Source organism: Mycobacterium kiyosense, assembly GCA_021654635.1.
GTDB lineage: Bacteria > Actinomycetota > Actinomycetes > Mycobacteriales > Mycobacteriaceae > Mycobacterium > Mycobacterium kiyosense.
On the sequence record AP025179.1, the window covers coordinates 5,568,018 to 5,593,810 of the forward strand.

General features: G+C 67.0%; 19 protein-coding genes and 4 pseudogenes. 9 read left to right on the forward strand and 14 right to left on the reverse strand.

The window, feature by feature from the left end; genetic code table 11:
- Positions 1–48: 48 nt before the first annotated feature.
- Positions 49–1,557, reverse strand: a complete 1,509-nt coding sequence (locus L6444_RS26165) for an FAD-dependent oxidoreductase (protein WP_236978107.1) — start codon at positions 1,555–1,557, stop codon at positions 49–51.
- A 305-nt stretch (positions 1,558–1,862) separates the two neighbouring features.
- On the opposite strand from L6444_RS26165, the gene L6444_RS26170 reads away from it, so the two are divergent.
- The 5 genes from L6444_RS26170 (at position 1,863) to L6444_RS26190 (ending at position 8,065) form a co-directional block, all read left to right on the forward strand.
- Positions 1,863–2,927: a glycosyltransferase family protein gene (locus tag L6444_RS26170; protein ID WP_236978109.1), complete on the forward strand. Its 1,065-nt coding sequence runs from the start codon at positions 1,863–1,865 to the stop codon at positions 2,925–2,927.
- Positions 2,924–4,171, forward strand: a complete 1,248-nt coding sequence (locus L6444_RS26175; RefSeq protein ID WP_236978111.1) for a glycosyltransferase family 4 protein — start codon at positions 2,924–2,926, stop codon at positions 4,169–4,171. Before L6444_RS26170 ends, L6444_RS26175 begins: the two co-directional genes overlap by 4 nt.
- Positions 4,125–5,021, forward strand: coding sequence for a glycosyltransferase (locus tag L6444_RS26180; protein WP_236984431.1), 897 nt, complete (start codon positions 4,125–4,127; stop codon positions 5,019–5,021). The genes L6444_RS26175 and L6444_RS26180 overlap by 47 nt, the downstream gene beginning before the upstream one ends.
- Entirely contained in the window at positions 5,018–5,863 is an 846-nt protein-coding gene (locus L6444_RS26185; RefSeq protein ID WP_236978113.1) for a glycosyltransferase family 2 protein, read from the forward strand. The genes L6444_RS26180 and L6444_RS26185 overlap by 4 nt, the downstream gene beginning before the upstream one ends.
- A gap of 63 nt (positions 5,864–5,926) precedes the next feature.
- Complete coding sequence (locus L6444_RS26190) at positions 5,927–8,065, forward strand: catalase (RefSeq protein ID WP_459561262.1); 2,139 nt, start codon at positions 5,927–5,929, stop codon at positions 8,063–8,065.
- Between the two features lie 6 nt (positions 8,066–8,071).
- Here the strand turns inward: L6444_RS26190 and L6444_RS26195 are convergent, their stop codons facing one another.
- The gene (locus L6444_RS26195) at positions 8,072–8,464 is read right to left on the reverse strand and encodes a DoxX family protein (protein WP_236978115.1); all 393 of its coding nucleotides are present in this window, start codon (positions 8,462–8,464) and stop codon (positions 8,072–8,074) included.
- Between the two features lie 26 nt (positions 8,465–8,490).
- On the reverse strand, positions 8,491–9,300 hold the full coding sequence (locus L6444_RS26200; RefSeq protein WP_236978117.1) for an SDR family NAD(P)-dependent oxidoreductase: 810 nt from the start codon (positions 9,298–9,300) through the stop codon (positions 8,491–8,493).
- Between the two features lie 167 nt (positions 9,301–9,467).
- On the opposite strand from L6444_RS26200, the gene L6444_RS26205 reads away from it, so the two are divergent.
- Positions 9,468–10,235 (forward strand): SDR family oxidoreductase, encoded by a 768-nt coding sequence (locus L6444_RS26205; protein ID WP_236978119.1) that lies wholly within the window; start codon positions 9,468–9,470, stop codon positions 10,233–10,235.
- Between the two features lie 13 nt (positions 10,236–10,248).
- Here L6444_RS26205 and L6444_RS26210 read toward each other — a convergent pair whose 3' ends face one another.
- Genes L6444_RS26210 through L6444_RS26220 form a run of 3 tightly spaced genes read right to left on the reverse strand, consistent with a single transcriptional unit; the run spans position 10,249 to position 12,790 of the window.
- Positions 10,249–11,025 (reverse strand): glucose 1-dehydrogenase, encoded by a 777-nt coding sequence (locus tag L6444_RS26210; RefSeq protein ID WP_236978121.1) that lies wholly within the window; start codon positions 11,023–11,025, stop codon positions 10,249–10,251.
- Positions 11,025–11,825, reverse strand: coding sequence for an SDR family oxidoreductase (locus tag L6444_RS26215; protein WP_236978123.1), 801 nt, complete (start codon positions 11,823–11,825; stop codon positions 11,025–11,027). Before L6444_RS26215 ends, L6444_RS26210 begins: the two co-directional genes overlap by 1 nt.
- Positions 11,822–12,790, reverse strand: a complete 969-nt coding sequence (locus tag L6444_RS26220) for an alpha/beta hydrolase (RefSeq protein WP_236978125.1) — start codon at positions 12,788–12,790, stop codon at positions 11,822–11,824. The genes L6444_RS26215 and L6444_RS26220 overlap by 4 nt, the downstream gene beginning before the upstream one ends.
- A gap of 129 nt (positions 12,791–12,919) precedes the next feature.
- Between L6444_RS26220 and L6444_RS26225 the strand changes: the two genes are divergently transcribed.
- Positions 12,920–14,332 carry a WS/DGAT/MGAT family O-acyltransferase gene (locus L6444_RS26225; RefSeq protein ID WP_236978126.1) on the forward strand — a complete coding sequence of 471 codons (1,413 nt, stop codon included), beginning with the start codon at positions 12,920–12,922 and terminating at the stop codon, positions 14,330–14,332.
- A 111-nt stretch (positions 14,333–14,443) separates the two neighbouring features.
- Positions 14,444–15,807, forward strand: a pseudogene (locus tag L6444_RS26230) (HNH endonuclease signature motif containing protein).
- Positions 15,808–15,839: 32 nt separating this feature from the next.
- Here the strand turns inward: L6444_RS26230 and L6444_RS26235 are convergent.
- The 8 genes and pseudogenes from L6444_RS26235 to L6444_RS26270 form a co-directional block, all read right to left on the reverse strand.
- The gene (locus L6444_RS26235) at positions 15,840–16,658 is read right to left on the reverse strand and encodes an alpha/beta fold hydrolase (protein ID WP_236978127.1); all 819 of its coding nucleotides are present in this window, start codon (positions 16,656–16,658) and stop codon (positions 15,840–15,842) included.
- Positions 16,658–17,647 (reverse strand): cyclase family protein, encoded by a 990-nt coding sequence (locus tag L6444_RS26240; protein ID WP_236978128.1) that lies wholly within the window; start codon positions 17,645–17,647, stop codon positions 16,658–16,660. The genes L6444_RS26235 and L6444_RS26240 overlap by 1 nt, the downstream gene beginning before the upstream one ends.
- Complete coding sequence (locus L6444_RS26245; RefSeq protein WP_236978129.1) at positions 17,647–18,462, reverse strand: coniferyl-alcohol dehydrogenase; 816 nt, start codon at positions 18,460–18,462, stop codon at positions 17,647–17,649. Before L6444_RS26245 ends, L6444_RS26240 begins: the two co-directional genes overlap by 1 nt.
- 3 nt (positions 18,463–18,465) lie before the next feature.
- A pseudogene (locus L6444_RS26250) lies at positions 18,466–19,781 on the reverse strand (LLM class flavin-dependent oxidoreductase).
- A 42-nt stretch (positions 19,782–19,823) separates the two neighbouring features.
- On the reverse strand, positions 19,824–21,533 hold the full coding sequence (locus L6444_RS26255; RefSeq protein ID WP_236978130.1) for an FAD-dependent oxidoreductase: 1,710 nt from the start codon (positions 21,531–21,533) through the stop codon (positions 19,824–19,826).
- Positions 21,534–21,559: 26 nt separating this feature from the next.
- Positions 21,560–22,479 (reverse strand): annotated as a pseudogene (locus tag L6444_RS26260) (3-carboxyethylcatechol 2,3-dioxygenase).
- Positions 22,427–24,130, reverse strand: a complete 1,704-nt coding sequence (locus tag L6444_RS26265) for a bifunctional 3-(3-hydroxy-phenyl)propionate/3-hydroxycinnamic acid hydroxylase (RefSeq protein ID WP_236978131.1) — start codon at positions 24,128–24,130, stop codon at positions 22,427–22,429. Before L6444_RS26265 ends, L6444_RS26260 begins: the two are co-directional and overlap by 53 nt.
- Complete coding sequence (locus L6444_RS26270) at positions 24,130–24,993, reverse strand: alpha/beta fold hydrolase (protein ID WP_236978132.1); 864 nt, start codon at positions 24,991–24,993, stop codon at positions 24,130–24,132. Before L6444_RS26270 ends, L6444_RS26265 begins: the two co-directional genes overlap by 1 nt.
- 125 nt (positions 24,994–25,118) lie before the next feature.
- Here L6444_RS26270 and L6444_RS26275 point away from each other — a divergent pair.
- Positions 25,119–25,784 (forward strand): annotated as a pseudogene (locus L6444_RS26275) (IclR family transcriptional regulator).
- Positions 25,785–25,793 lie beyond the last annotated feature (9 nt).

The following is a 25,793-nucleotide window of genomic DNA, read 5'->3' on the forward strand; positions in this document are numbered from 1 at the left end:
TCAAGCGATTGATTTAAAGTTTGGCGCAGTTTGGGGTCCGGCCGCGCGCTACGCGGTCAGGTCGGTGGTCGCCGGGCCTTCCAGCAACGTCCCGTCGGGCGCGAAACGCGACCCGTGCAGCGGACATTCCCAGGCCTGGTCGGCGTCGTTCCAGTTGACGATGCCACCCAAGTGCGGGCAGACGGGCGAGACGCGGTGCTCGGTGCCATCGACCCGTGACCGGGCTTCTAGATGCCACGGAGGTCCGCTGACCACGCCTTGGCCGTCTTCGGTCGGACTGCGGTGCGCGAGGTGCACCGATGGTGTGATCCAGCCTTTGGCCAGGTTGAAGCCCACCTCGAGGTTGGACTGCATGGCGGTTGCCAGGCCGGTCAGCTCATGGCGGCTCCAGCTGGCGAATGCGCCCGCCCAGTCCATCCGTCCGCCCAGCATCCGGCTCGACAGCGCCAACGCGGCAGCGGGCCCGTTGGTCATCCCCCACTTGTTGAAACCGGTTGCCACGAAGATGCTTTCGAAATTGGGCAAGATCGGGCCGACATAGGGCAGCTCGTCGATCGGTTCGTAGTCCTGCGCCGACCAGAAATGCGTCTGCTGCGCTCCGGGATAGTGCAGGCGTGTCCACGACGACAGCTCGTCGAGCGCCTTGGACGGGCTCTTCTCCCGGCCGACGGTGTGTCCCGCCCCGCCTACGATCAACACCTCGCCGTCGCCGACCGGGGCGTAGCGGACCGAGCGCGTCGGCGAATCGGTGGAGATCATCATCGGCCGGGTGATGGTGCCGGGCACCTTGAACGCCATGCAGTAAGACCGCTGCGGCTTGACGCGGGCGAAGTAGCCGCCGCGGTCCAGGATCGGGATGCCGGTGGCCAGCACCAGTTGCGCCGCCCGCACTTCGACGTCTTGCCGCGACTCGTCGTTGACCTGCACGCGCACCCCGTCGCCGCGGCTGGACACCTTGCGTACCCGGCAGTTCTCGACCAGTCGCCCACCGTGCTCGAGCAACTCGACGGCCAGCGCGTCCAGCAGCGACATCGGATCGAACTGCGCCTGCTGGGGCAGCCGCACTCCGCCGTGGTAGGGAAACGGCACCGGGGCGTCGTCGTCCCAGGAGACGGGCAGGCCCACGGTCTGCGCGGCCTTGAATTCCGCGCGCGCCGACGCGATGCCCTGCTCGGACTGGGCGTAGGTGTAGGCGTCCTCGTGCTGGACTGCCACGCTGTGCTGCTCGCAGTACTTGAGCAGCCATTCCATACCTTCCCGGTTGCCCTCGACGTAGGCCCGAGCGGTGTCCCGGCCGTGCTTGGGCAGGATCTTCGACAGGTGCGTGGCCTGCAGCAGGCTGATCTTGGCGGTGGTGTTGCCGGTGGCGCAGGCGCCCACCGTGCGTCCCTCGACCACCAGCACATCTTTGCCTGCGCGCGCCAGCAACACCGCAGTCACCAGCCCGGTGATGCCGGCGCCCACCACGATGACGTCGGCCGATTCCGGGCCGTCGGCGAGTATGTTTGCCGCCCAGGGCTTTTGGTTTCGCTGGGCAAGCCAGAGGGAAGTCCGCACGCAGGTCATTGGAAGCTGATACCCGCGGACAGCGCCGTCAAACGCACCTTGGCGCTGGCCAGGAAAATGCACCGCAATGCCACGGCCGGCCGATCGGCCGTGGCGGCCCGGGGCAACCGTGCCTCCGCCGAAGCGCCCGCCGCCTGCTGTCCGGCCGCGGTGGCTGGCGTTTGGCGCGAACGATGACGGGTACTACACGTGGGCTCTGTTCTTCAGCCCAGCAGGAACAACTCCGCGACCGGCCACCGTTCACCGCGGCCTGGCCTCACTGTGCCCATTCGCATCATCAACTCGGGAAGGAACTCGTGGTACGCGTCGCCTCGGTACCTGCCTCCCACGTCTATGTACGGCACCTGGCCGATCTAGACGTGGATTGTGTTGTCCGCCTTGATGATCCGATTCCTCCGGACGGGCGCACAGTGCCTGGCGGCTGGTGGCCGCCGCTGATGCTGGAGCCGGGCTGGGTTGACGACAACCATCAGAGCTTCGACGTCTTCCACGTCCATTTCGGCTTCGATGCCCTGGGCCCCGAGGTGCTGGCCGAGGTCGTCCAGGAGCTCAAGATGCACGACAAGCCGCTGGTGTACACGGTGCACGACCTGCGCAATCCGCATCACCTGGATCCGGCGGCCCACAGCGAGCAGCAGCAAGTGCTGGTGGCCGCGGCCGACGAACTGATCACCCTCACCCCTGGTGCAGCACAGCAGATTTGGCTTCGCTGGCAGCGACACGCACAGGTGTTGCCGCATCCCCACGTGCTCGACCGCGACCTGATCGAGCGACGCCGGTCCCGCGACAGCACTTTCGTGGTGGGCCTGCACGCCAAGAGCTTGCGCGCCAACATGGATCCGTTGCCCGTGGTGGACGCGCTGGCCGGGATCGTCGCCGAGTTACCGCGCGCGACGCTGCGGGTCGACGTCCACGACGAGATCTTCGATCCGGACAACCACTGGTTTGCCCCCGACGTAGGCGCCGCCCTGCTGCGGTACCGCCGTCACCGGCAGGTGCGGGTCGAGGTGCATCCATACTTCACCGACGACGAACTCTGGGCGTACCTCGCGTCGCTGACGGTATCGGTGCTGCCCTACCGTTTCGGCACCCACTCGGGCTGGCTGGAGGCCTGCTTCGATCTGGGCACCGCCGTCATTGCGCCCACCTGCGGCTTCTACCACGAGCAACGGCCATGCGGCGTCTTCGACTTGCACGACGCCGGCTTCGACGAAGCGTCGCTACGGCACGCGGTGCAGGAGGCCTACGCGCGCTGGGCGGCCGGCGAACCGGCCCCACGCGCACGGTGGGCAGCCCGGATGGCCGAACGCCGAGAGCTGGCCGACGCCCACCGAGACATCTATCGAAGCGTGCTGGCATGACGACTGCCGTGCCGGGATTGCGCGTCGCCCTGATCGCCTCGAACCGCTACCCCATCCGCCAACCCTTCGCCGGCGGCCTCGAGGCGCATGTCTGCCAGCTGGCGCGCGGGCTGGCCGAGGCCGGGTGCCAGGTGACCTTGTTCGCCGCGGCGGGTTCGGACCCCGCGCTGGGATGCGCCACCCTCGAAGTGCGGCCGTTGGGGCTGTCCGAGGCCGCCCGCCACGACGTGTCCATGCCCCCGGCCGCGTTCATGGCCGACCACCACGCCTACCTGTCGCTGATGCTTGGGCTCGCGGGTTCGGCCGGCGCCGATTTCGACATCATCCACAATCACAGCCTGCATTACCTGCCGGTCGCGATGGCGCCGACGCTGCGGACTCCGATGCTCACCACCGTCCACACGCCGCCCACGCCCTGGCTGGAATCGGCGATCGACGCCGCAGTCAGCACCGGCACCCGATTCGCCGCCGTATCCGGTCATACGGCCGCCGCGTGGAAGGACGTGGCCGGGCAGATCACGGTGGTACCCAACGGCGTCGACAGCCGGCAATGGCCGTTGGGGCCGGGTGGGAAGTCGCTGGTGTGGTTCGGCAGGATCACCGCGGAAAAGGCACCCCATCTGGCGATCGACGCGGCGCGACGTGCGGGCCTGCCACTGGTGTTGGCCGGTCCGGTCTGCGACGACGGATACTTTGCCCGGCACGTGCGGCCGCGGCTGCTGGGCGACATCGGGTATGCAGGTCACGTCGACCATGACCGGCTGGCCGACTTGGTCGGCAACTCCGCCGCGGCGCTGGTGACTCCGGCCTGGGATGAACCCTACGGTCTGGTCGTCGCCGAGGCGATGATGTGTGGCACGCCGGTGGTGGCGTTCGACCGTGGCGGTGTCCCGGAGGTAGTGGACGACCGCTCGGGCCGGATCGTGGCCGCCGGCGACGTCGACGCAATGGCCGCGGCCGCACGCGAGGTAATCCTGTTGCCCCGAGAGCAGGTGCGTGCTCACGCCATTGCGCACTGCTCGGCGACGGCGATGGTGGCTACCTACTTGGACATGTACCGGCAGATGATCGACGACACGACGGGTATGCCAGATGATCGGTTACTACATTCACCACGAGGGTTTCGGGCATCTGGCGCGGGCGGTCAGTGTCTGCGCGGCGATGCGTCGCCCGGTGACGGCCTTGACGTCCCTGGATATCCTGGAGCCGCATCCGTTTTCGGCGATCGTGAAGCTACCGCGTGATGACCAAGACCCGGCATCCGAACCAACGGCGCACGGTGCCCTGCACTGGGCCCCGCACCACGACCCAGGATTCCGCGCCCGGATGAGCGCGATCGCCGACTGGGTGGCGCGGGCGCAGCCCGAGGCCGTCGTCGTCGACGTCTCGGTCGAGGTAGCGACATTTGTTCGGCTGCTTGGTATTCCGGTCATTGTGATGGCACTGCCGGGCAACCGGGTGGACGGGCCGCACCAATTGGTACATCGCCTCGCCGATCACATCGTGGCCGCGTGGCCACGCCAGCTGTGTACACCGCCATGGCTCCAGCAGTACTCGAACAAGACGAGCTACGTCGGGGGCATAAGCCGTTTCGAGGGGCGAAGCCGCGGCCCCGGGGCCAGGCCGGCGTCGCCGCATACATTGCGTGTCCTCGTACTGGGCGGCGCCGGCAACGAATTCGGCGCTGCCCCGGAGCAGTCACCCGAGCCTGCCGCCACTTGGACCAGACTCGGCGGCGACAGCGGCACGTGGCAGGCCGACCCGTGGCCGGCCATCTGTGCCGCAGATGTGGTCGTCACCCACGCCGGCCAAGGATGCATCGCCGACGTCGCGGCTGCGCAACGACCGGCCGTAGTCATCCCGCAATCCCGGCCCTTTGACGAACAGCTTTCCACAGCAACGGTTCTGCGGCGCCATCAGCTGGCCGCGGTGGCGCGCCGGTGGCCCGAATCGCGGGCCTGGCCGGCACTTCTCGACCACGCGTGCGCGGCCGACACGCAACGCTGGACGCGCTGGCGGGTGGACGGCGCCGCCGGCCGCGCGGCCGCCACCATCGAAGCCACCGCGCAGCGGTGCCGGCGAGGTGCAGCGTGAAAACTGCTGTCATCACCACCGTGCACGGCCGGGCCGGGCATCTTCGTCGTCAACTCGAAGGCTTGCAACACAGCGTGCGGCGACCGGACCTTCACGTGATCGTCGCGCTCGGCGATCCCGGCGTTGCCGATGCCGTGTCCGGCGCGGGGGCGGCCGTGGTCGACTGCCCGGCGCAGCACCCGTTGCCCATCGCGCGCGGGCGCAATCTGGGCGCCGACACCGCGATCCGCGAAAACGCTGAGCTGCTGGTCTTTTTGGATGTCGATTGCATTCCCGCAGCCGCCCTAATCGACCGCTACCACGCCGTCGCCAGCGGGCCCGACCACGCCGACGCCCTGCTGTGCGGACCGGTGACATACCTGCCCCCGACCGGGCCGGGCGGGTATTCACTGTCGGAGATCCGGGCGCATCCCGAGCCTCACCCGGCCCGGCCATCGCCAGCGGACGACGAGGTGTTCGACACCACGGACTATGCCCTGTTCTGGTCGCTGTCGTTCGCCGTGCGGACCAGCACCTGGCAGCGAATCGGCGGATTCTGCGAGCTTTACTGCGGTTACGGTGGTGAAGACACCGACTTCGCGCAGTGCGCCGCAGCGCGCGGCGTGCCGATGCGCTGGGTCGGCGGGGCGCACGCATTCCACCAACACCATCGGGTCACCAACCCGCCCGTGGACCATCTCGACGACATCGTGCGCAACGCCGCCGTGTTCCACCGGCGCTGGGGATGGTGGCCGATGGAAGGGTGGCTGTCGTCGTTCGAATCCGACGGCCTCATCCGCCGGCGAGCCGACGGCCGACCGGTGAGCGCGGTCACCGCAGAACGTTCCCCGCCCCTCGAATAGCGCAATTACGTTGCCCAACAACATCTTTGGTCCAAACAAAAATCCCGTCGAATATATCAGGAGTTGACATGCCCCCGCCCGCAAGCCCTCGCAATCCACCCCCGCCGCACCAGCCCGACCGGGGCCACCACCAACGGCGACAGTCCCGAGCACGACCCGCGCGCTCAGCAGGGTTCATACCTCACCACGGCCCAGGGGGTGCGACTGCCCGACACCGACCGCTCCCTCAAGGCCGGCAGCCGTGGTCCGAGTCTGCTGGAAGACTTCCATCTGCGGGAGAAGATCACCCACTTCGACCATGAGCGCATTCCCGAGCGGGTCGTGCACGCCCGGGGCGCGGCGGCGCACGGCGTGTTCGAGGCCTACGGCAACGCGTCGGACTACACCCGGGCTGAGTTCCTGGCCCGCAAAGGCAAGAAGACGGACGTGTTCTGCCGGTTCTCCACCGTGCTGGGTTCCCGCGGATCGGCCGACACGGTACGTGACACCCGCGGCTTCGCGGTCAAGTTCTACACCGACGAGGGCAATTTCGACCTGGTGGGCAACAACATTCCGGTGTTCTTCATCCAGGACGGCATCAAGTTTCCCGACATCATCCACGCCGGCAAACCCCACCCGGACCGTGAGATCCCCCAGGCCCAGTCAGCCCACGACACGTTCTGGGACTTCGTGTCGCTGCACACCGAGGCGACTCACCACGTGTTCTGGAATATGAGCGACCGTGGCATCCCGCGCTCCTACCGGACCATGGAGGGGTTCGGCGTGCACACCTTCCGGCTGGTGAATCGCCGCGGCAAGACCAGTCTGGTCAAGTTCCACTGGAAGCCGGTGGCGGGTGTGCACTCCCTGGTCTGGGAAGAGGCGCAGATTGCCGCCGGGTGCGATCCCGACTTCCATCGACGCGACATGGCCGACGCCATCGACGCGGGCGCGTTCTTCGAATACGAGCTCGGAATCCAGGTCATGCCTGACGACGGCACCGACACCTACGACGGCATCGACTTGCTCGATCCGACGAAACTCGTTCCCGAAGAACTGGTTCCGGTCACGTTGATCGGCAAGCTCACGCTCAACCGCAACCCCACCAACTACTTCGCCGAGACCGAGCAGGTCGCGTTCCACACCGGCAACTTCGTGCCAGGCATCGAGCCCACCAACGACCCGCTGATGCAGGCCCGGCTATTCTCCTACCTGGACACCCAGCTGACCCGGCTCGGCGGACCAAATTTCACTCAGCTACCGATCAACCGCCCGCACTGCCCGGTCAACGACATGCTGCGCGACGGAATGCACCAGACCGCCATTCATCAGGGCCTGGCCCCCTACCGTCCCAACAGCATCGACGACGGCGAGCCGGAGGTGGCCGACGCCGGCGACGGCGGCTACGTGCCGACTCCGCGCAAAATCGAGGGAACCGCGGTGCGCGCGAATCCGGTGTCGTTCGAAGACCATTTCAGCCAGGCGGCGATGTTCTATCGCAGCCTGAGCCGCGTCGAGCAACTGCACGTGATCGAGGCGTTCACCTTCGAGCTGGGCAAATGCTACGAGCAGGCGATCAAGGAACGTCAGCTGGAGGTGCTTGCCAACGTGGACACCGACCTGTGTGAGCAGGTCGCCGCCGGCCTGGGGTTGCCAGCGCCGAAAGGCAAGCCGCCGAAAGAGGTTTCGAAGTCTCCGGCATTATCCCAGGTGTATGCCGAGCCCGGTCCGGTGGCGGGCCGCAAGGTGGGCATCATCGCCGACGCGGGCTCGGATCTCGCGGGCGTGGGGAATCTGATCAAGGCGGTGACCGCCGCGGGCGCGGTTCCGCTGCTCACCGCGCCGGTGGGCGGAAAACTGAAGTCGGGCCGGCGGATCGAGGTCGTGGAGCGCACCCTGTTGACCGCACGCTCGATCGAGTTCGACGCAGTGGTGGTGGCTGCGGGCACCACCCCCAGCGGAGACATCAAGCTGGTGACGTTGCTGCAGGAGGCTTTTCGGCACTGCAAGCCGGTGGCTGCATGGGGAGACGGTGTTGCCGTCCTGGAATCGGCCGGCATCTCGCCTGACGATCCGGGGGTGCTGATTGCCGACGACATCGACAAGAAAGCCAGCGCAGCACTGCTGGCCGCGCTGGGCATGCACCGGGTATGGGACCGCGCAGCGGCCGTCATGGCTTCGGCGGTGCCTCCGTCGAAGAAGTCGCCGGCGAAGAAGAAGTAATCGGGATCAATTCTGAGCCCGGGCCTGGGTGCACCACAGCGCCCAGACCACCAGCAGCGGCTGAAACAACAACCGGATGGCCCGGGACAGGTCGGAGTCGAGCCCGAACGCGTTTGTGTGCGTCACGAATTGGGAGATATTGCCGGGAAACACCAAGACGAAGAACACCGCCACCGCCCAGCCCACGAAGGTGCGCCGCCGGGTCAGCAGTAGCAGCGCCGCTCCGAGAAGGATTTCCACCACACCCGAGGCGACGACCACAAAGTCGGTGTCCAACGGCAGCCACCGGGGCACCTGCGCGTGAAAAGTGGTTCGGGCAAAGGTCAGATGCCCGATGCCCGCGAAGATCAGCACGCCCGCCAGAGAGATTCGGGCGATGTTTCGCGACAGGGCGGCCATGGGGATATTGTCGCGGCGCGATGGGCTCAATTCTCGCGTTTGCGCGAGCGATTCACCTTGCCCGCCACCGTCCCCCCGTCCACCGGCAACACCGTCCCGGTGACGTACCGCGACCGGTCGGTGGCGAAATACAGGGCCGCCTCCGCGACGTCGTCGGGCGTGCCTTCCCGCTTCAGCGGGCGGTCGTCGCGCATCGTCTGGCGAATCGTCGCCTCGAAACGCGCCAGCTCCGCGGGATCCGTCGCGTTGGCCGAGGTGGACAAGATCGCGGTCGCGATGTTGCCCGGGGCGATGGCGTTGACCCGAATCTCGTAGCGGGCCAAGTCAATCGCTGCCGACTTGGTGAATTGGATGACCGCGGCCTTGGATGCGCGGTAGGTCATCACGCCGCCGCCTGCCTGAATTCCGCCGATGGAGGTCACGTTGATGATGGAGCCACCGCCGTGATCGGCCATGTGCCGGGCGGCATCCCGGGTGCCGGCCATCACGCCGAGCACGTTGACCCCCATCACCCGGTGGAAGTCTTCGAAGTCCTCGTCGAGCAGGCGACGCAGCGGCCCGGATATTCCGGCGTTGTTCACCATGACATGCAGTCCGCCGAATCTTTCGACGGCCGCCGCGACCACGGCTGCCACCTGTTGCTGATCGGAGACGTCGGTCTGCTGGAACACCGCGGCCGGGCCGAGGGACTCCGCGAGCTCCTCGCCTCGGTCTCGCGCCACATCGGCGATGACGACCCGCGCACCCTCGGCGACGAAGCGCTCCACCATGCCCCGGCCGAGACCCGCAGCGCCTCCGGTGACGGCGGCAACTTTGTCCGTCAATTCGTTGACCACCCGTCGAGTAAATCGGCGCAGCCCTCGTTAAGTCAAGCAGTTGATTTAACGAGGGTGTATCGGGAGAACAGCCAAACCGTGGACTGGTGTCTGCGAGCAGCGTTTGCCAAGCTCGTAAACAGTCGCATCGACGACTGGGTAAGTCGCAAACTGCGGAAGGCAACACGATGAAGATCTTGGTCGTCGGCGGCACGGGACTGATCGGGTCGCAGGTCGTCGCCAACCTCGCCGAGCTCGGTCACGAAGCCGTTTCGGCGTCACCGAGTTCCGGTGTCGACACGGTGACCGGCGAAGGCGTCGAGCAAGCGGTGACCGGCGCGGACGTCGTCGTCGACGTGTCCAACTCGCCGTCATTCGCCGACGACGACGTGCTGAGATTCTTCACCACCTCGACCCGGAACCTGCTACAGGCAGAACAGGCCGCCGGAGTGCACAACCACGTCGCGCTCTCGATCGTGGGAACCGATCGCGTCCCGGAGAGCGGATACCTGCGCGCCAAGGCCGCCCAGGAGAAAATCATCATCGAGTCCGGAGCCCCATATTCGATCGTGCGGGCCACCCAGTTCTTCGAGTTCGTCACCGGAATCGCCGACTCGGCGACCGAAGGCGGGGTCGTGCGTCTGTCTCACAAGGCGGCGATCCAACCCATCGCGGCCGCCGACGTTGCCACCGCGGTCACCCGCGCGGCGCTCGACGAGCCACTCAACGCGATCATCAACGTGGCCGGGCCGGAAAAGTACAGCATGGACGACTTCGTGCGCATCGGCCTAGCCGCACATCATGATTCGCGCGAAGTCGTAAACGATCCCGCGGCTCGCTATTTCGGCGGCCTCCTAGACGACCACAGCATCGTGCCACTCGAGGACGAAGACGTGACGATCTTTCCGACGTCCTTCGGCGACTGGGCCGCTGACCACCTGCCCAACGCCACCTAGTCGTCTGCCGGGGCTACTGCCCCATCACGTACTGCACGGTGGGACCTGCCGTCCAGCCGCCGTCGACGGCGATCTCCGCACCGGTCGTGTAGGCAGCGTCATCAGAAAGCAGATAATCCACCGCGCCGGCGATTTCCTCCGGCAGCCCGACTCGGCCCATCGGCGTATTCGGATAGTTGCCCTCGCCGATCTGAATACCGACCTGCTCGGTCATCGGGGTGTACGTCATTCCGGGATGGACGGAGTTGACCCGAATCCGGTCACCGGCCAGTTCCACCGCGGCGACCTTGGTCAGCCCGCGCACACCCCACTTGGAGGCACCGTAGCCGGCGGTCAGCGCCAGGCCGAAAAGCCCTGCGGCAGAGGAGATATTGACGATGGAGCCGCCACCTGCGCTCCGCATGGCCGGTATCGCGGCCTGGATACCGTTGAACACTCCTACCAAGTTGACTTCCAGGACCGCCCGGAAATGGTCGAGGGGTTCGTGCTCGATGAACTGCCCGGTGGACACGCCGGCGTTGTTGACCAGCCCGTCGAGTCGGCCGAATTCGTCGGTGGCGGATCGGACGGCCTGCACCCACTGTCCGGGATCGGTCACGTCCAGATGCACGAAGCGGGCCGACTCCCCCAGCTCACCGGCGAGGCGATTGCCGTCGTCGTCGAGCAGGTCGGCGAGCACCACCTTGCCGCCGCGGCTGACGATGTGGCGCCCGAAAGCGGCACCGAGCCCCCGCGCACCGCCGGTGACGATGATCACCTTGCCCGCCAGCTGTGTTGCCGTAGCGCTCATTACGCGTCTGCCCGCATGTCGATACCGGCCAGCATGGCCGCGCTCATCCGCCGGGGCAGCTCGGTCATGATCGCCGACGCCGCGATGCGGCGCGGCAGGGTGACGTAGCGGCGGTTGCGTTCGATCGCGTCGGCGATCGCCTCGGCCACGACAATCGGTTCCAAGTCTTCGCGCGGCAGCATGTGCATTCGCTGCGATCGCTCGATCGCACGTCGTGCCGGACCGAATTGCCTTATGCCATCCAGCATGTCGGTTTTGACCGCACCGATCTGGACCAGCGTCGTTCCCACCGGCGTGCCCTTGAGTTCCTGGCGGATTCCAGCGGTGAAGTGACTCAGCCCGGCCTTGGACGTCGCATAGACAGTGACCCCGGGGCTCACGCTCACCGCACCCACCGATGAGACGTTCACGATGTGTCCGCGCCCGCGGCCGACCATCCGGGGCATCAGCTGGCGGCACAGCTCCATCGGAGCTAACAGGTTGACCTGTAACAAGTCTCGCACTTCCCGAGCGGAGGTGTCCGGCAGCAGCCGACAACAGTCCAACCCGGCGTTGTTGACCAATATGTCGACCGGGCCGTCGGCTTCGACCCGGCCGGGAAGTGCTTCGACGGCCGCCGGATCGCTCAAGTCGGTCGGATACGCCTTGCCGCCGAGTTCCGTGGCGAGCAGATCCAGCGCCGCTCCGTCGCGGGCGACAACGGCGACCTCGGCACCGCGACGAGCCAGCACTTCGGCGATACTGCGACCCAATCCGCGGCTGGCGCCGGTGATCAATGCGCGGGTGTTGGTCAATCTCATCGACATTCCTCCGGAGGGCGTGGGCCGATCAGGGCTTCGCGTACCACCCGGCAGGCGTCGGCGTTGGCTTGTTCGGCGATGGGAATGTCGTCGGGCAGATTGAAGAAGCCGTGGAACATTCCCGGGTAGCGGCGGACGGTGGTGGGCACACCGGCGGCTTGCAGCAATTGGGCGTACTCCTCGTCCTCGTCGCAGAGTGGATCGATCTCGCCGGTGATGACGTGAGCCGGGGGCAGGCCCGCCAGGTCGGCGAGGATCGGGGACGCGCGAACGTCGCTGCGGTCACCGTTCGGTCCCAGATATTGTTCGGTGAACCAGCGTTGGTGGTCGATGGTCAGCACGCCGAGAGCCGAACGGGCATGCGCCGCAGACGCTTTGCGGCGCTGGTCCACCACCGGGTAGATTAGCAACTGAAACGCGATCGGCGGTCCTCCCTGATCGCGGGCCAACAGGCACACTCCGGTGGCCAGGTTCCCGCCGGCGCTGTCGCCGGCCAGTACCAGCCGGCCCGGGTCGCCGCCGAGTTCGGCCGCGTGCGCCGCTACCCATCGTGTCGCCGCCCAGGCGTCGTCGAGCGCGGCCGGAAATCGATGCTCCGGGGCGAGCCGGTAGTCGACCGAGACAACAACGGCGCCAACGCCATTGGCGAGCCGACGGCAGCACGCATCGTGGGAGTCGAGGTCGCACAGCACGAACCCGCCGCCATGCAGATAGACGATCACCGGAGCCGGCGGCCCGGTGTGCGGCTGGTAGATCCGTACCGGTAGCTGCGCGCCGTCCGGTCCGGAGATGTGGCGATCCACCACCCGCGCCACGGGTACGTGCCGGCGCGGCTTGCGACTGGCCCGCAGACTCTCCCGGACTTGTTGGGCGTCGGCGCTGCCGTCGCGCATCGAGGCGAAGGCCGCGGCCATCCGTTGCGCGACTTCAGGGCCCGGCCCCAACCGCGTCGTCGATTCCGTCACGGTCGTCACGCTACGGCTTCGGAGGGTTGCGACGGCGACGTCCTCCCGTTCATCGGGAAAACACGCCGCCGGGTCAGCTGCGACACGGTTGGATGTGACCCAGCGGAAATGGAAGTGGAGGTGCGCCGGATGCGTCGTCTCACCGGTGTCGACAACCTGTTTCTCAAACAGGAGAAGAGCACGCAACCCCAGCACACCATCAAGGCCGTCGTCCTCGATCCCGCCGCGGCACAGCAACCACTGACCTTCGAGGCGATCCGGGCGGCGTTACCGGCTCTGGTGGAACGGATCGAGCCGCTGCGCTGGCAGTTGCTGCGATCGCGGCTGGGCCGACCCTGGTGGATCGAGCGTCCCAATATCGACCTCGACCACCACGTCAAGCGGGTTTCCGTGCCGGCTCCCGGCGGTGACCGGGAGTTGTCCGCGCAGATCAACGAGATCAACATGGGCGGGCTCGACCACAGCCGGCCGTCCTGGCAACTGTGGTATGTCGACGGGCTCGTCGACGGCCGAATCGCGTTGGTGCTCAAGCTGCATCACACGCTGGCCGATGGTATGGCGTCATTGCGTCTGCTCGAGACGATGCTCAGTGCCGATCCCGACGAACCCTTGCCGGGCGTCACACGCAGCCTGACCGATGAGCGCCGGCCCGGTGCGGCTCGGTGGTATGGAACGCTGTTGCGGCACCAGGCTGCGGCGGCCGCAAGGTTTCCCAATGTGCTGGCCCGATCGGCGCGCACGATCCAGACGGTCCGTGCCCGCCGTAAGGCCGGTCGCCCCGGCTTCGCCGAGGCTTTCGCGGCTCCGTCCGCCCCGTTCAACGCTCCGTTCACCGAGCGGCGCGAATTCGCCTTCGTGACTTGCGATCTCGATCAGATCAAGACGGTGAAGACGGCGTTCGGGGTGACGGTCAACGACGTGTACCTGGCTGTGTGCAGTGGCGCCGTCCGGTCGTACCTGCAGCGGCACGGCGAGTTGGCTGCCGAATCGTTGTCCGCCGTTGTCCCAGTGGCGATTCGGCCGCGCGGCGCCGAAGTGGACTGGGGCAATCAGGTCACTACTTGGTACACCTCGCTGGCCACCGACATAGCCGATCCCGTCCGGCGGTTGCACCAGATCTCGGCCAACACCAAGGCCGCGCGAGCGGTCCACGACGAGCGCGACCTGTGGTTGTTCGGCGACTGGATGGAGTACTGGCCGTTGTTCTGGTTCTACGGGCGCGCCCTGCCGATCCTCGGGGCGGCGACCAAAAAGCGTCCGACGTACAGCCTGATCGCCTCCAACGTTCCCGGACCTCGGGGTCGGCTGTATTTCGGTGGGGCGCCGGTGGAGAAGCTGATCTCGGTGGGGCCCATCGTCTATCCGTACGGCTTGAACTTCACCGGCTGGAGCTACAGAGACGATATGACCATCGGGATGCAGGCATGCAGCGACCACATTCCGGACATCTGGGAGATTGCCGACGGCATTCAGGTCGCGCTGGCCGAATTGTGTTCGCTGGCAGGGGAATCGGTCGCTGTCGGTCAGGCGGGCACGGGGTAGGACGACGCGGAGCTGCGCCGGCGCGGCTTGGATTATCCACAGTTGGGAGTTTGTCCACAGGGTCGCGCTCGGGGGCGGTGTCGTGTCACACCCCGGCGATATCATTCGAACATGCTTGCGAACACGCGTGCGGAGATCGTCGAGGTTCTCGACGCGTGCGATGCGGCCGTCGAGCGGTTGTGCGAGTTGCGGTTTGAGGTGCTGAGCACCCCGGAGCGGATGGCGATCCTGGAGCGCTTGGAGACGGTGGTGCGGCGGCTGCCGGTGCCCCAGCATCAGTTGTTGAATCAGCTCGCCGCGGTGAGCAAGGAGGAGTTGGGTGACACCCTGCGTAACGCGCTGGCCGATCGGCTGCGGATCACGACTTCGGAGGCTGGCCGGCGGATCGGCGACGCCGCCGATCTCGGTGAACGGCATGGTTTGACGGGGGAGCCGTTGGCGCCGCGGTTGGAGGCCACCGCCGCCGCCCAACGCCGCGGCCGTATCGGTAGCGGCCACGTGAACGAGATCCGCGACTTCGTCAAACACTTACCGACGGAAGTGGATGCCGGCACCCGCGAACAGGCCGAAGCCGACCTGGCCGGCCAAGCCGCCGCCATGCGCCCCGACCAACTCAAGGACTACGCCCTCACGCTGCTGGCCTACCTGCACCCCGACGGGGAATTCTCCGACGACGAACGCGCCCGCAAGCGCGGCCTGAGTCTGGGCAAACAAGACCCCGACGGCATGTCCAAACTCACCGGCTGGATCACCCCGCCCTGCGCGCCGCCCTGGAAGCCGCCTGGGCCAAACTGGCCGCCCCCGGCATCGCCAACCCCGAGGACCACCTGCCCCACATCGACGAGGGCGAGCCGGACCCCGAAGCGGTCCGCCGCGACACCCGCGGTACCGCTCAGCGTCAGCATGATGGGCTGCACGCCGGGCTGATGGCGCTACTGGCCTCCGGGGACCTCGGCCGCCACCACGGGCTGCCCGTCACCATCGTGGTCACCACCACCCTGGCCGAACTGGAAGCCGGCACCGGCACAGCCCGCACCGGCGGCGGCAGTCTAGTGCCGATGTCCGATGTGATCCGCTGGTCGGGCGCCGCGCACCCCTACCTCGCCCTGTTCGACGGCGCCACACCCCTGGCGCTCTACCACACCAAGCGGCTGGCCAACCGCGCCCAACGCCTGATGCTGTATGCCCGCGATCGCGGCTGCACCCGACCCGGCTGCACCGCTGCGGCGTATCACACCGAGGTCCATCACCTCACCGCCTGGCACACCTGCCTGAGCACCCACATCACCAACCTCGCCCTGGCCTGCGGCATCCACAACCGCCTCGCCGAACACGGCTGGACCACCCGCACCAACCACCGCGGCCTCATCGAATGGCTACCCCCGGCACACCACGACCGGGGCCAACCACGCATCAACACCATCCACCACCCCGAACGACTCTTCGCCCCCGACGAAGACAACGACGATCCCTAGGTAGGCAAGAGTTTTGGCACACGTCTTCGGCCCTACAGGTCGAAGAACTCCAGCAGCAGTTCGTTGACCACGGCGGCCTGCTCGATCTGCGGGCAGTGCCCCGCACGATCGACCACGACCGAACGCGCGCCGTCGATCTGCCCGGCGATCGCGGCTGCCCAGCCCGACGGGAGCAGCTTGTCACCTCTGCCTTCGATGACCAGCGTCGGCACCCGGATGCGCTGATAGGCCCGTTCACTCGACGGCGTCGTCATAGCGGCGGCGTTGGGCCGCCGAAAACGGGCTGCCGCCACCGCTTCCCACGCTCCGGGCGCGATGCTCGATTGGTAGCGGCGCCAGACGTAATCGTCGTCAGCCGGATAGCCGGGGCCGTAGAACAGCGCTTCGACGATGTTGCGCATCGCCGGCAGCGTCGCGTCGTACTGCTGCAGCGCGTCGAAGTGGTGGTTCTGCTGAATCTCCCCGCCCCCACAGATGATCGCCATGCTGCGCACCGGCAGCAGCGGTGTCTCCGACGTGGTGTCAGTCAGCAAATTGATTGCGCCCATGGAGTTTCCGGCGAAATGCGCGGCTTCGACGCCGAGGATCTCGCAGAATCGTGCCACGTGCCTGATCCGCATCGCACGGCTGTTGACGAAGTCGATGACCTTCGCCGATTCGCCGAACCCGAGCTGGTCGGGCGCCAGCACGTGAAACCGGTCGGCAAGCGCGGAAATGTTTCGCTCCCAGCCCAATTCAGCGCTGGCACCGAATTCGCCACCGTGCAGCAGCACCACCGGGTCACCCGCACCCGCCTCGAGGTAGGCCGTGGTGAGTCCGTCGACCTCGACGGTTCGGCGCTGCACCTCCATCACTTGATCGCGATCGGGTTCAACGGCGAACCCACCGCACCGGTGAACCGCAGCGGTGGCGCGATCAGCTGGAACTCGTACACGCCGTCGGCCGCACAGTCTTCGGCGAGCGCGGTGAAGTCCCAGTACTCCCCGAGCATCAGCCCCATGTCGCGTAGACACAACAAATGGAAAGGCAGGAACAGCCCCTCGACCCCCGACACCGGATCCTCGACCTGCAGGTTGTCGGCCGCCACGGCGGCCACCTCGTTGTCGTGCAGCCACTGTGCGCAACGCCAGTCCAGCCCGGAATAGGGCTCGACCTTATCGCCGGTCAACGCAAACCTCGTCCACCACCCGGTGCGGACCAGCACGATGTCGCCGGTCTCGATGGTCACTCCCTGAGCCCGCACGACGTCGTCCAATTCTTCGGGCGTGATCGGGTTTCCGTGTTCCAGAAAGACATCGGCGCCGCGGTGCCGCACCAGGTCCAGCAGCACACCGCGCGAGGTGATCCCCTTGACGTCGACCTTGTCGATGCCGCAGTGCAATGCCCCCAGGCTGGTCACCGAGTCAGCCGGAAAACCGTTGTACAGCTTGCCCTCGTAGTAGACGTGCGACAAGGCGTCCCACTGGGTCGCGGCCTGCAACGGCATGATGATCATGTCGTCGTTGAAGCGAAATGGATTGTCGGCGAAGTAACCGCTCAGCTGCGCCGCTGTCGGGTTCTTCGCCCACCCGGGCCCGTACTGCGCCAGCGAGGTCGCATCGCCACCGTCGACCGTCATCACATGAATCGGGTTGTGCCGGAAACCGAATGCCCCCTGCGGACCCGACGAACCGAAGTCCACGCCCAGCGGGAACACCTTGCCGTGCCGGACCAGGCCGGCCGCCTGCCGCACCTTCTCGGGGGTGATCAAGTTCAGGGTGCCCAGCTCGTCCTCGTCACCCCACCTGCCCCAGTTGCTGACATCGGCGGCGACCCGGCGAAAGTCGGTCATGGTGGCCATCAGGCCCGTCCTTCCTCGATTTCCGCCGCGATTGCGGCGCCCACACTGCCCCCGTCGACCCACACCACCTGGCCCGAAATATAGCTCGCCGCGCGGCTATTCAGGAACAACAGCACCGCGGCCTGCTCCTGCGGATCCGACACCCGCCCGAGCGGCTTGGGAATGTCGTCGAGGAACTGCGGCCCGTAGGCGGTGCGCAGCTGGTCGAGGATCGGTGTCTCGGTGACACCCGGCCCGGTGCAGTTGATCCGGATCCCGCGCGCCCCAAGATCGTTGACGCTGCGCATCGTGTAGAGGATGAGGGCTTCCTTGGATAGCTGGTAGCCGGTGCCCACTAGGTCCGGGTGACGCTTGCACCACTCGATGCCCTCCGGCATGGTCGCCGTCCGCAGCAGCGGAGCCACGTCGCGCAGATGCTCCCGGTAGGCCGACGCCGCCAGCGACGACACACTGACGATCGACGATCCCGCGGCCAGCCGCGGCAGCAGCGCCTCGGTCAGATGGCGCAAGCCCAGGAAGTTGATCGTGACCACCAACAGCGGGTCGCCGATTCCCGACGAGACACCGGCGATGTTGAACAAGGCGTCGACCGGCCCGGCGATGCACGCCACAGCCTGGTCGATCGACGCCGGCTCGGACAGGTCGACTTCGTGAAATTCGTTGAGCCCCAGCGCAGGTCGGCGCCGATCCAGCCCCACCACCTCCGCTCCGAGTTCGCCGAGTTGCGACACCACCTGCGCGCCGATGCCCGAGGCGCATCCGGTGACCACGGCACGGCGGCCGTCATAACGCAGCAGCTCGTCGACTCTGGCCAACGCTCAGTTACCCTCGGACGCTGCCTGCTCCTTCAGCCGCTGCGCGGCCTGCACGCGGCCCTCGTTGATCTCGGCCATCGCCTCGGGAATCTCACTGGCGGTGAACTTTCCGCCGCGCCCGGTCGGCAGGCCGCCGAACGAGTAGTGCTCGTCGAACGGCGGAGTGGTCGACTCGGGCCGGCGTGCCTCCACCTTCTCGATCACCGGCGCCAACCGGGCGGCCTTCTCGGCGACCTGCTTGGCGTCGCGTTCGATGAACTCGGGCAGCACCTCCTTTGCCCATCAGCTCGATGGACTCCATGGTGCCCTCGTGGCTACGCGGGTTGAGCAGCAGGATGATCTCGTCCACGCCGCTTTCCTCATAGCCCCGTAAGAACTCCCGCACCGTGGCCGGCGAGCCGATCGCCCCGCGTCCCGGCCCGTACGCCAGCGTCGGATCCTTCTCCACCTCCTCGAGGTAGCGTTCCCACACCCCGGTACGCCCCGGCGTGTGCACGCCGGTCATGTAGTAGTGCATGATGCCGAACGAGAAGAATCCGCCGCCCTGGCCCAGCCGCTGCAAGGCCACCTCGTCGGTCTTGGCGACCATCATCGACAGGTCGCCGCCGATGGCCAGGATGTTCGGGTTGATCTGCGGGGTGATCGGCACCCCGTTCTCCTCGAACTCCTTGTAGTAGCCGTTCACCCGCTCAGTGAGCGGCCCGGGCCCGGTGTAGGCGAAACTCAGTGCGCCGATGCACTTTTGCGCCGCCATCTGCACGCTGGCCGGCCTTGTGCAAGCCACCCAGACGGGCGGGTGCGGCTTTTTGCAGCGGCTTGGGGATGACGTTGCGGGCAGGCATCTGGATGTGCTCACCCTTGAAGCCCGAGAAGGGCTCCTCGACCATGCAGCGGATCGAGACCTCGAGCGCTTCCTCCCACTGGGCGCGCTTGTCCGCGGGGTCGATGTTGAAGCCACCGAGTTCGCCCACCGACGAGGATTCGCCGGTACCGAACTCGACGCGACCGTTGGAGAGCAGATCCAGGGTGGCGATGCGCTCGGCCACCCGGGCCGGGTGATTCACCGCAGGAGGCAGGTGCATGATGCCGAAGCCCAGTCGGATGTTCTTGGTGCGCTGGCTGGCTGCCGCCAGGAATATCTCCGGTGCGGTGGAGTGACAGTACTCTTCGAGGAAGTGGTGCTCGGTGAGCCAGACGGTGGAGAAGCCGGCTTTGTCGGCGGCCTCCACCTCGTCCAGGCAGTCCTGCAGCATCTGGCGCTCGTCGTCGGGAACCCAGGGCCGCGGTAGCGCGAACTCGTAGAACAGCGAGATTTTCATTGCTTCCTCCTATGGGGGTCAAAGTCCGGTGGGCTGTGGGCGTCATGGTCCGGTGGGATAGAGGGATCGTGCGGCGGGCTGTTCGGCGATGTGCTTGGCCGCCACGTACCCGAAAGTCATTGCCGGCCCGATGGTTGCGCCCGCACCGGCGTAGCTGCGGCCCATCACCGGCGCGGAAACATTGCCCACCGCGTACAGCCCGGGCACCACCGTGTCGTCGGCGCGCAGCACGCGGGCGAACTCGTCGGTGCGCAACCCCCCCGAGGTGCCCAGGTCACCGAGCACGATGCGGAACGCGTAATAGGGCGGATCACCCAGCGGATACAGGTTCGGGTTGGGCAGCGTCGGGTCGCCATAGTAATTGTCGTAGACACTGTCGCCGCGATTGAAGTCGTCATCGTGCCCGCGACGCGCCAGCTCATTGAACCGGGTGGCAGTGGCCCGAAGTTGTTGCGCCGGAACGCCGATCTTCTCGGCGAGTTCCTCCCAACTCGACGCTGCCTTGACGACGCCGGAATCCAGCCAGGCCGCCGGCACCTTGCGTCCGGTAGGCACCGGCGCGCCGGGGATCTTCGGAATCGGCAGGTGGCCGCCGACCACGTAGCGGTTGAACGAGCGGTGGTCGGTGACAAGCCAGCACGGGATATGCGTGACACCGGACTTCTGGCCTTCGATCATCGCGTGGCCGAAATCCATGTACGGCGCCGCCTCGTTGATGAACCGCTTGCCGTCGCCGTTGACGATGAACTGCGCTGGCATCATCCGCTCGTTGAGCATGAATTGCATTCGCCCGTCCGGCCATTGGATGGCCGGGAACCACCACGCCTCGTCCATCAGCTCGGTGGCGGCACCCACCTTTTCCCCGGCGCGGATCCCCTCGCCCAGTGCCGCCGGGTTGCCGAAGCTCCAGTCCTGGTCGATTACGGGCTGATGTTCCTTGCGCCGTGCCATGTCGTGGTCGAAGCCGCCCGAAGCCAATATCACTCTCCGCGGCGCGCACCGATCCGCAGCTGTTCGCCGCCGCGCTGGACCAGCGCACCAACCACGGCTCCTTTTGCATCCGTGAGCAGTTCGAGCATCGGCGTGTCCAGCCAGAGCGGGATCCCGCGATCCTTCATCGCCAGCCGCAACCGCGCCGCCAGCGACTGCCCGATCGCCGCCATCCGCTCCCCGAACACCCTGGCCCGGACCATCCGCGACACCAGCTTCAGCAACACCCCTTTGCCGGCCCAGGACTGCCGGATCCGGTAAAACGAACGAAGTTCCTTTGGGACCCAGCCAGATACCCTTCGGCGCCAACGCCAACGGCGTCAGCAGCCGCTGTTCGTCGTCACCCAGTGCGCGCAGGTCGATCGGGGGCACGTTGATGGTGCTGCCGAGTTCCGAGCCGCCCGGCAACTCCGGGTAGTAGTCGGCATAGCCCGGCTTCCAGACGAATTCGAGCCACGGGCTGAGTTTCTCGAGAAACTCCAACATTTGCGGCGCCGCCTCGACGTAGCGGCGCAGCCGCGCCTCGCTGACCAGTCCGTCGGTGATCTGCCGCAGGTATTCCACGACGCCTTCCGGGGAAGGCCAGTAGCCCGCGCGGCGCTGCGCGGGTGCGCCCGGCACCCAGATGCCACCGCCGGACAGAGCAGTGGAACCACCGAACTGCGGCGACTTCTCGATGACCAGCGCGTCCAGACCCGAGGCGTTCGCGGTCAACGCGGCCGTCATACCGCCACCGCCGGACCCGACCACGAGCACATCCACCACTCGATCGAAACCCGCTGATCCAGTCATGCGCTGACCGCCGTCCGGATGGCGAATCCGGCGATCAGGTCGGCGGCCTGCCGGTAGTAACGCGTGATTGTGCGGTAGGGTCCGGCGCTCGCCATGGCCGCGAAAGCCGCAACCCAGGTGCGGATCTCATGCGCCGAGCTGCCCCCCTCGTGCGTCACGAACGAATTGGACCACTGATCCAGCTGAGCCAGTTGCCCGGTATCGACGATATCCAGAAATTGCCGGTCCCAGACCGGGTTCAGCGGTTGCAGGTCGCTGTCGCCCCCGGGCGAAACTGCGGGCCGCCTCGATCACCTGCGTCTGCCGGGCTTGGCGCTGCTCGGCGGTCATCGGCCGGCCCTGCACGATGCGTTCCAGCACCGCCGGCGCGGCCGTGGCCAGGGTGGGCACCGGGGGGCTGTGCGACAGGCCGCCGGAGCCGACCAGCAGCACCCTTTTTGTCCAGCTTGCCAACGAAATTGCCGACAGCGGTGCCCAGCGCCCGGCAGCGGTGCAACGGCCCCAGCGGAACCGCGATCGCGTTGACGAAAATCGGGATCACCGGCACGGCGGTCGCCGAACCACACAGCTTCTCCAACGGCTGCACGGTGCCGTGGTCGACATCCATGCCCGCCGACACCGCGACATCGACGCCGGCGTCCAGCACGGCTGTCGCACAGTCGAGGGCGAGGTCTTCGGCCACCTCGAGTGGGCCGGCGTGGGTGCCGTAGTCGCCGACTCCGCTGGCGCGCATGCCGATACAGAACGGTGGCATCACCTTGTAGAAGAACCCATTGTAGTGGTCCGGGGAGAAGATCACGACGAGTTCGGGGTCGTAGTCGGCGACGAAGGCGCGGGCACGGGCTATCTCGGCCTCGACCTCGTCAAGCAGACTCCGCGGCGGCCCCGGTAGATTCAGCAGCGGGCTGTGGGACATACAGCAAAGAGCTAGTGGCACTGTCGTTTTCACCCCCCTCCGGTGTCAGCGAGAGGGCGTCGATCAGCGCGGCGCTCAATTCCGGCGATCGTTGTGCGATGCAGGCACCGGCGATGCACCGGTCCGGGCGCAGGAAAACCACCGATTCCGGATGGGTGTCGAACCAGGCCTTGAGATCACCGCACCGGTCACCGACGATCACGACGTCGGGATCGTCCTGACCGGTCCAATGCAGCTGCGTGGCCGGCCGCAGCGCAACGAACTTGGCGCCCAGCGCTTTCCAGTCCGCGAAGGCCTGCTCGCCGAGGATCTTGCGTGGGTTGTTGTTCCAGCACGCGACCGCAAACCAGGTGCCCAGCACATCGTCGAGCAGCACGTTCTGCTGGGTACGGGTGTCGACGCGGGGCTGAATGAACAACGTGCCGGCCGGCGAGCTTGCCGCGGGGGTCGAATGCACCACCGCACCCTGCTCGTAGCGCGGCATCGGCTTGAACCGCATTTCCAGCACATACCGTTTGAGCGTCGGCACGATCGACGCCGAACGGATCAGCAGGTCCCGCGCGCCGGCGACCCGGCGATTGGTCGGCGAGATGACGCGGCCCACCATGGTCGACAGGTCGATCATCGCGCGTGCATGCTTGCGCCGTTCCACGTCGTAGCTGTCCAGCAGCGTCTCGCCGGCGCGGCCGTTGACGACGGCCGCCAGCTTCCAGCCCAGGTTCGCCGCATCGCGGATTCCGCTGTTGTAGCCCTGTCCCTGCCACACCGGCATCAGGTGTGCGGCGTCCCCGGCAAGCAGCAGCCGTCCGCTGCGGAAGGAGCCGGCGATGCGCGAATGGTGGGTGTAGACGCGGCGGCGGATCACCTCGACACGCTCGGGGTGCGGGACCATCCGGGCCAGCATCCGGGTCAGAAACGCCGGGTCCTCGGCCTGCTCGTCGGTCTCGTCGGCGTGAATCATGAACTCGAAGCGACGAATTCCGTGCGCGATCGAGATGGAGGCGTACGGGCGTTCCGGATCGGCGCCGACCTCGCTGTTGGGGTGGCCGAGCGGATCGTTGGCGATGTCCACGACCAGCCACCGGGTAGCCGAGGTGGTGCCGTCGAACGACACGCCCATCATGCCGCGGGTCATGCTGCGCCCGCCGTCGCAGCCCACCACGTAGCGCGCCCGCACGAAACTCCCGTCGCTGCCGCCCAGCTCGACGGTCACCCCGCCGTCGTCCTGCACGCACGCGGCCATCGGGCTGCTCCAGCGCACCTGCACATGGTCGAATCTGTCCAGCCCGCGCAGCAATTCGGCATCGACGAGCGGCTGGACAAACCCGTTGCGCTTGGGCCAGCCGAATCGCGCGTCCGGCGGCGCCATTTCGGCCAGCACCCGGCGCTTGGCATCGTAGAAGCGCAGTATCTGATTCGGCACGGTGTGCGGCAGCACCCGTTCCACCAGGCCGATCGCCTGAAAGGTGCGCAACGACTCGTCGTCCAGCCCGACGCCGCGGGGATAGTCGATCAGCGACACCCGTTCCTCGACGACCAGCGTCCGAACCCCTTGCAAACCAAGGATATTGGCAAGAGTGAGGCCCACCGGCCCGGCGCCGACGACCAGGACGTCGACGTCCGCGACACCAGTGCCGTCACCCTGGGCCATCAGCGACCCAGCAGGAAATCGATGTGCAGGCGGTTGAATGTCTTGGCGTCTTCGTACTGCGGCCAGTGGCCACAGCCCGGCATCACCTCGAACCGCGCACCGGGAATCATCGACGCGATGCGGCGACCTTCGGGCACGTCGGCGGTGGGGTCGTCGCTGGTCCACAGCACCAGCGTGGGAGCGGTGATCGCGTCGTATTCGTTCGGGCCCAACAGGTTCCGGGCCCGGACCTCGGGGTCCTGCAGCGCCATGATGTCGCGCATCGCGGCCACGAAGCCCGGCTGACGGTAGATCCGCTGCCGACTGGCCACCAGGTCGTCGTAGCCTTTGGACTTGTCCGCCATCAGCCATTTGATGCGGGCCTGCACAGTCTCCCAGGACGGGTCCTCGGCGGCGGCCATCGACAGGGTGATGATCCGTTTCATCACCTCCGGGTCGGCCTGCGAGCCGCCGGCGGTGTTGAGCACCAATCGGTCGATGACGTCGGGGTGATCGATAGCGGCGCGTGCCGCCACCCAGCCGCCCAGCGACTCACCGCTGAGCTTGATGCGGTCGGCGCCGATGGCGTGCACCACTGCCATCAAATGCGCTACGTAGTGCGGTATTTCGAGCGGGTGCCCGGGCTTGTCGGTGTAGCCGTGTCCGAGCATGTCGATCGACCAGGTCCAGAAGTGCTCGGCGTGCGCGGCGAGGTTGCGGACGTAGGCCTCGGCGTGGCCACCCGAGCCGTGCAACAGGATCAGCACCGGCTGGCCGGGGTCGCCGGCCCGCAGGTAGCGGGTCCGCACTCCGCCGGCGCTGAGGTATCCCTGCTCAAACGGCACGCCCTGCAGGTCGCTCCAGACGCTCTCGAACTCCGTCACGGTTCCCCTCTGCCTGGCCCGGTGAAAACTTTGCTCTCGTTTCCGGCATATCTGCTGTGCTAATATCGCACACTGATGTGCGTTATATATAGAGCTTGGCTCTCCCGCCGAGGTCTGTCAAGACCGTGAGCGGTTCCCAGACGCTGGCCCGTGGGCTCACCGCACTGCACTGGTGGCCGCTGCCCCGGGCGGGCTCACCATGCAGGAGGTCGCCGATCAAGTCGGCGTGCACCGAACCATCGCCTACCGGCTACTAGCCACATTGACGCAGTTCAAGCTGGTCGCGAAGGGAGAAGATGGGCGCTATCGGCCGGCTGCGGGGGCTGGTACCGCTGGGCGCGTCGTTCGACCGCAACGTCCGCCAACTGTGCCTGCCGACACTGCGCTGCCTGGCCGATGAACTGGGTACCACGGTGTCGCTGCTGGTGGCCGAGGGAGACGAGCAGGTGGCGCTGGCGGTGATCGTGCCGACGCAGGTCGCCTACCAACTCGCCTTCCACGAGGGCAGCCGGTATCCACTGGACCGCGGCGCCGCCGGAATCGCGTTGCTCGCGGCCATGCCGCCCCGTCCCGCGGAACGCGACCTGGTCAGTGCGACCCGGCAACGAGGCTGGGTCACCACCCACGGGGAGATCGAACCGAACACCTACGGTCTGGCGGTCCCGGTCATCCGGCCGACGCCGTCACCACCCACCTGCATCAACCTCATCTCGCACCGCGAAGACGTGGTGATGCGCGGCAAGGATGCCGTCATCCGGGCCGCCGCGAAATTATCGGCGCTGTTGAGCTAGCAGCTGGAA